This is a genomic window from Frankia sp. CcWB3 (assembly GCF_977927595.1).
In genome coordinates this window covers 1-5,541 of record NZ_CDWRCK010000263.1, presented here as the reverse complement: position 1 = coordinate 5,541, position 5,541 = coordinate 1, and the positions used below count along the sequence as shown (strand labels likewise).

At 68.8% G+C, this 5,541-nt stretch carries 4 protein-coding genes; 2 read left to right on the top strand and 2 right to left on the bottom strand.

From position 1 onward, the window contains the following. Positions 1–145 precede the first annotated feature (145 nt). Both ACY5KJ_RS17035 and ACY5KJ_RS17030 read right to left on the bottom strand, forming a co-directional pair. Complete coding sequence (locus ACY5KJ_RS17035; protein ID WP_462203830.1) at positions 146–1,207, bottom strand: 2-oxoacid:ferredoxin oxidoreductase subunit beta; 1,062 nt, start codon at positions 1,205–1,207, stop codon at positions 146–148. Continuing rightward, on the bottom strand, positions 1,204–3,090 hold the full coding sequence (locus tag ACY5KJ_RS17030) for a 2-oxoacid:acceptor oxidoreductase subunit alpha (RefSeq protein WP_462203829.1): 1,887 nt from the start codon (positions 3,088–3,090) through the stop codon (positions 1,204–1,206). Before ACY5KJ_RS17030 ends, ACY5KJ_RS17035 begins: the two co-directional genes overlap by 4 nt. 546 nt (positions 3,091–3,636) lie before the next feature. Between ACY5KJ_RS17030 and ACY5KJ_RS17025 the strand changes: the two genes are divergently transcribed. Together ACY5KJ_RS17025 and htpX are read left to right on the top strand one after the other, a co-directional pair. Continuing rightward, positions 3,637–4,716 (top strand): Rossmann-like and DUF2520 domain-containing protein, encoded by a 1,080-nt coding sequence (locus ACY5KJ_RS17025; protein ID WP_462185669.1) that lies wholly within the window; start codon positions 3,637–3,639, stop codon positions 4,714–4,716. Positions 4,717–4,756: 40 nt separating this feature from the next. Then, the coding region (gene htpX / locus ACY5KJ_RS17020) for a zinc metalloprotease HtpX (RefSeq protein ID WP_462203831.1) at positions 4,757–5,541 on the top strand (785 nt) is incomplete at its 3' end.

Sequence of the window (5,541 nt, the reverse complement as noted above, 5' to 3'; positions counted from 1 at the left end):
GGGGCGCGGGGCCGGAGTGTCGGATCGGACGTTCGCCGAAAACAGGAAGCCGCCGCGGGATGGCCACGGGTTCGATACCGGGAGAATGCGAACGGCCGGGCCACGGGCTGTGGAGTGCTGATCAGATCAGCGGACGGTTTTCAGATCACTCGATGGTCCAAGTCTCCCCACCGGCGATCAGCGACATCAGGTCCCCGTCGCCCTGGCGGGTCTTGGCGTCGGTGATCTGGGCGTTCAACGCCTCGTCGTAGGTCGGCGCGTCGACGTCGCGGAAGATGCCGATCGGGGTGACGCCGTGCGAGTCGCCGGTGAGCCGGGACAGCGCGAACGCCTGGCTCGGATCGGCCGCCCAGGCGTCGTGGACGAGGACGTCCGGGCTGCCCGCCGGGACCACCTCGAGGCTGCCGTCCGGCGCCCGTCGAACGGCCTTGTCGCCCTCGGTGCCGAAGACAAGGGGCTCGCCGTGGGCCAGCTTCAGCGTCACGTCGTCCCGGCTGGTCCGCTCCTTGAGCGCGTCGAAGGCGCCGTCGTTGAAGATGTTGCAGTTCTGGAAGATCTCCACGAAGGCGGTGCCGGGGTGCTCTGCGGCCGCGCGCAGCACCGAGGTCAGGTGCGCCCGGTCGGAGTCGATGGACCGTCCGACGAACGTGGCCTCCGCCCCCAGCGCCAGCGACACGGGGTTGTACGGCCGGTCCAGCGAGCCGAACGGCGTCGACTTGGTGATCTTGCCGATCTCGGAGGTGGGGGAGTACTGCCCCTTCGTCAGTCCGTAGATCCGGTTGTTGAACATGAGGATCTTCAGGTTGACGTTGCGGCGCAGCGCGTGCAGCAGGTGGTTCCCACCGATCGACAGGGCGTCGCCGTCCCCGGTGACGACCCAGACCGACAGGTCGGGACGGGAGGCGGCGAGCCCGGTGGCGATCGCCGGTGCCCGGCCGTGAATGGAGTGCATCCCGTACGTCTGCAGGTAGTACGGGAACCGTGAGGAACAGCCGATCCCGGAGATGAAGACGATGTTCTCCCGGGCCACCCCGAGATCAGGCAGGAAGCCCTGGACGGTGGCGAGAATGGCGTAGTCGCCGCATCCCGGGCACCACCGCACTTCCTGGTCGGAGGTGAAGTCCTTGCGGCTCTGCTGGGCCGGCGCGGCCGGCACCAAGTCGAGCAGCCGGTTACTGATGCCGCTGCGATTCGTCGTGACGGTCACTGGTTGATCACGTCCTCCAAGACGCCCGCCAGTTCCGCGGCCTTGAAGGGCAGCCCGCGAACCTGGTTGTAGCCGATCGCGTCGACGAGGTACTCGGCCCGGATCAGGGTCCGCAGCTGCCCGAGGTTCATCTCGGGAATCAGCACCTTGTCGTACGACCGCAGGATGTCCCCGGTGTTGGCGGGGAAGGGGTTGAGATGACACAGGTGTGCCTGAGCGACGTGCATACCCTCGGCGCGGACCCGGCGGCAGCCGGCCGCGATCGGGCCGTAGGTGGAGCCCCAGCCGAGGACGAGTAGCCGGGCCTGCCCGGACGGGTCCTCCACCTCCAGCGGCGCGACATCGTTCGCGATGCCGTCGATCTTCGCCGCGCGCAGCCGCACCATCCGGTCGTGGTTGGCCGGATCGTAGGAGATGGCACCCTGGCCGTCCGACTTCTCGATGCCGCCGATACGGTGCTCCAGGCCCGGCGTGCCGGGGACCGCCCACGGCCGGGCGAGGGTCTCCGCATCACGCAGGTAGGGCCAGAACTCCGGCCCCTTCGGCCCGGTGTGGTTCGGCTCGGTGGCGAAGGCGACGCTCAGGTCCGGCAGCTCCGAGCGGGTCGGCAGCAGCCACGGCTCCGAGCCGTTCGCCAGGTAGCCGTCGGAGAGCAGGAACACCGGCGTGCGGTACTTGGTAGCCAGGCGGGCGGCCTCGATCGCGGCGTTGAAGCAGTCCGCCGGGGAGCGCGGCGCGACGATCGGAACCGGAGCCTCGCCGTTGCGGCCGAACATCGCCTGGAGCAGATCGGCCTGTTCGGTTTTGGTGGGCAGGCCGGTGGACGGGCCGCCGCGCTGGATGTCGACGATCATGAGCGGCAGTTCGAGGCTGACCGCGAGGCCGATGGTCTCGCTCTTGAGCGCGACACCCGGGCCGGAGGTCGTCGTCACGCCGAGCGACCCGCCGAAGGAGGCGCCGAGCGCGGCGCCGATGCCGGCGATCTCATCCTCGGCCTGGAAGGTCCGCACGCCGAACCGCTTGTGCCGGCTCAGCTCGTGCAGGATGTCCGAGGCCGGGGTGATCGGGTAGGAGCCGAGGAACACCGGCAGGCCGGTCAGCTCGCCGGCGGCGATCAGACCGTAGGACAGTGCCGTGTTCCCGGTGATCCGTCGGTAGGTACCGGCCTTCATCCGGGCCGGCGCCACCTCGTAGGTGACCGAGAAGGACTCGGTGGTCTCGCCGTAGTTGAAGCCGGCTCGGAAGGCCGCGACGTTCGCCGCGGCGATCTCGGGCCGTTTGGCGAACTTCTTCTCCAGGAAGCCGACGGTGCTCTCGGTCGGCCGGTGGTAAAGCCAGCTCATGAGGCCCAGGGCGAACATGTTCTTCGCTCGTTCGGCCTCCTTCTTGTTGACCCCGGTACCGACGCCCTCGGCGGCGTGCACCGCGTTGATGGTCATCGAGGTGAGCGGCACCCGATGCACCGTGTAGGCATCCAGCGTGCCGTCGGCCAGCGGATCCGTCGTATAGCCGGCTTTCTTGAGGTTGCTGCCGGTGAATGCATCGGTGTTGACAATGAGATTGGCCCCAGGCGGCAGGTCCTTCAGATTCGCCTTCAGGGCCGCCGGGTTCATTGCGACCAGTACGTCCGGTGCGTCACCCGGGGTAAGAATGTCGTGATCGGAAAAATGTAGCTGGAAGCCGGACACGCCGGCCGGCGTGCCGGCTGGGGCGCGGATTTCGGCAGGGAAGTCCGGAAGCGTCGACAGGTCGTTGCCGAATGCTGCCGTCTCGCTGGTGAACTGTTCTCCGGTGAGCTGCATACCGTCGCCGGAGTCGCCCGCGAAGCGCACGACGACCCGGTCGAGCCGGCGGGTCTCCCTCTCCCTGACCTGCTCTGACACCTTCAGTGACCTCCTCGGGTACCGTTCCAGCCTACCGGCCGTATCAATGATGCGCGCGCACCGTACCGCCGAGTTCGATCGCTCCATCCTCGTGGACGATCGACGATCGACCTCGGTCTCCGCATCCGTCGCGCCGTATGGTGATTGTTTGCCAACTCTACGTATATAGTCTTTGTCGTTGCGATCGTCCGGCTGGCGGGCCTTGACCCTGATATCGCTGGTCAGAAGGGGTGTACCGCCCGATGGAGATGATCGGCCGGATCCGGTTCAATGCGCTTCCGGTAATGCTTTCCACAATTTCGGGGGAGGCCTGGCGTGTCAGGGAATCGACAGGGTGATCTTTGTGTCGGGCGCCCGGAGCGGTGAGCTCGCTCTTGCCGGCGACCTGGCCTGATCCGAGATGTTGCCGACTGTAGTCGCCTGGTGGCTTGTGGCTGTATGTCCGGTGAGGCCCGGCGTCGGGGCATGGTGGCCGTGCGGGTGGCCGGGGTCGGCGGGTGGTCAGGTATCAGGGGCGGCCCGCTCAGAAGCGGGGAGCATCGGGACATGACGCATAGCCCGGACGAGCAGTCGGATGCCGCGAGCGGTCCGGATGACGGTCGGCCCGACGCCGCACCTTCGTTCACGGCCGCGAGCGATGGGCCGCGGGAGGCCAGGCCGCGGGAAAAGGTGGGAATCGTCGGGCCGGGCCGGGCCGGCACGGCGCTGGGCCTCGCCCTGGCGGCGGCCGGATATCCGGTAGTGGCCGTGGGAGTGCGCTCGCCGTGGCACCGATCGAGGGCCGTGAACCTGTTCCCGGACGCGTGGGTCGGCGGGGCGGCCGAGGTCGCCGGGCGGGCCGAGGTCCTCCTCGTCGCCGTGCCCGATGACGCGATCGGGCCGGTCGTCATGGACCTGGCCGCGGCGGGAGCCGTCGGGCCCGGCCGGACACTCGTGCATCTCAGCGGGCGCCACGGTCTGGGCGTCCTGGCGGCCGGCGGTGACGTGGGCGCGGCCCGTATCGCGCTTCATCCGATCATGACCCTGCCGGGGATCATCGAGGACTCCGCTCTCCTCGCCGGTGTCCCGTTCGGGATCACCGCCGATCCCGTGGCCGAGGGGCTGGCCCGCCGCCTGGTCACCGACGTCGGCGGCATCGCTCTGCCCGTCGCGGATGACCGGCGGGATCTTTACCACGCCTCTCTCGTGCTCGGCGGAAACTTCCTGACCACCCTGGTGGCGGCTGCCGGCGAGGTGCTGGCCGCGGCGGGCGTGCCCGATCCGGCCGCGGCGCTCGGTCCGCTGTTGCGGGCATCGCTGGCGAACACCCTGACCGACGGCTGGTCGGCGTCGACCGGACCGGTGCGGCGCGGTGATCTCGGCACCGTCGTGGCACATCTGACCGCGCTCGACCGGCTGGATCCACGGATCGCCGCCGTGTACCGACGATTGGCGATCTTTACCGCGGAGGAGCTCGAACGGGTCGGGCTGCTCGACCCGGCCGTGGTCGCACGTCTGCGCGAAGCCGTCCCGGACGAGCTCGGTGACCGACCGGGCAAGGCCCGCCGGGGGCCGGCGGCTGTACGGGCCGGGGGCGACGGTGGCCACACGCCCGACGGGAACGTTCCGCCAGCGCCGTCGCGTTGAGACAGGTGTACCGGTTCGACAGGACGGACACTTGATCGCCATGCCACACCGCCACTTCAACGGTCTGAAGACCGCGCTGCTGCTGGGCGTGCTGTCCGCCGCCATCATCGTGGTGGGTTCGCTGTTCGGGCGCGGAGGTCTGGTCATCGCGCTCGTGCTCGCGGTCGGTATGAACGGCTTCGCCTACTTCTTCTCCGACCGGATAGCCCTGCGGGCCATGCGGGCCTATCCCGTGACACAGGTCGAGCAGCCCCGGCTCTACGCGATCGTCGGGGATCTCGCCCGCAATGCCCGGATGCCCATGCCGCGGCTGTACCTCAGCCCGACCCGGGCGCCCAATGCCTTCGCCACCGGCCGTAACCCGCGAAACGCGGTGGTCTGTTGCACCGAGGGCATCATGGAGATTATGGACGATCGTGAGCTACGCGGCGTTCTCGGTCACGAGCTCAGCCATGTCTACAACCGGGACATCCTGATCGCCTCGGTGGCCGGGGCCCTTGCCAGTATTATCGTCTATCTGGCGAATATGGCTCAGTTCCTGGCCATCTTCGGCGGGCGGGACGATGAGGACGGTCCCGGCATCTTCGAGCTTCTGCTGCTGATGATCTTGGGCCCCGTCGCGGCGGCGATCATCCAGCTCGCGATCAGTCGGTCCCGGGAGTACCAGGCCGACGAGTCCGGCGCGACGCTCACCGGTGACCCGATCGGGCTGGCGAACGCGTTGCGCAAGCTGGACGCCGGCACCGCGGCGCGGCCCCTGCCGCAGACCTCCAAGCTCGGCCCCGCCGCCGCGCTCATGATTGCAAATCCGTTCCGGGGTGGGGG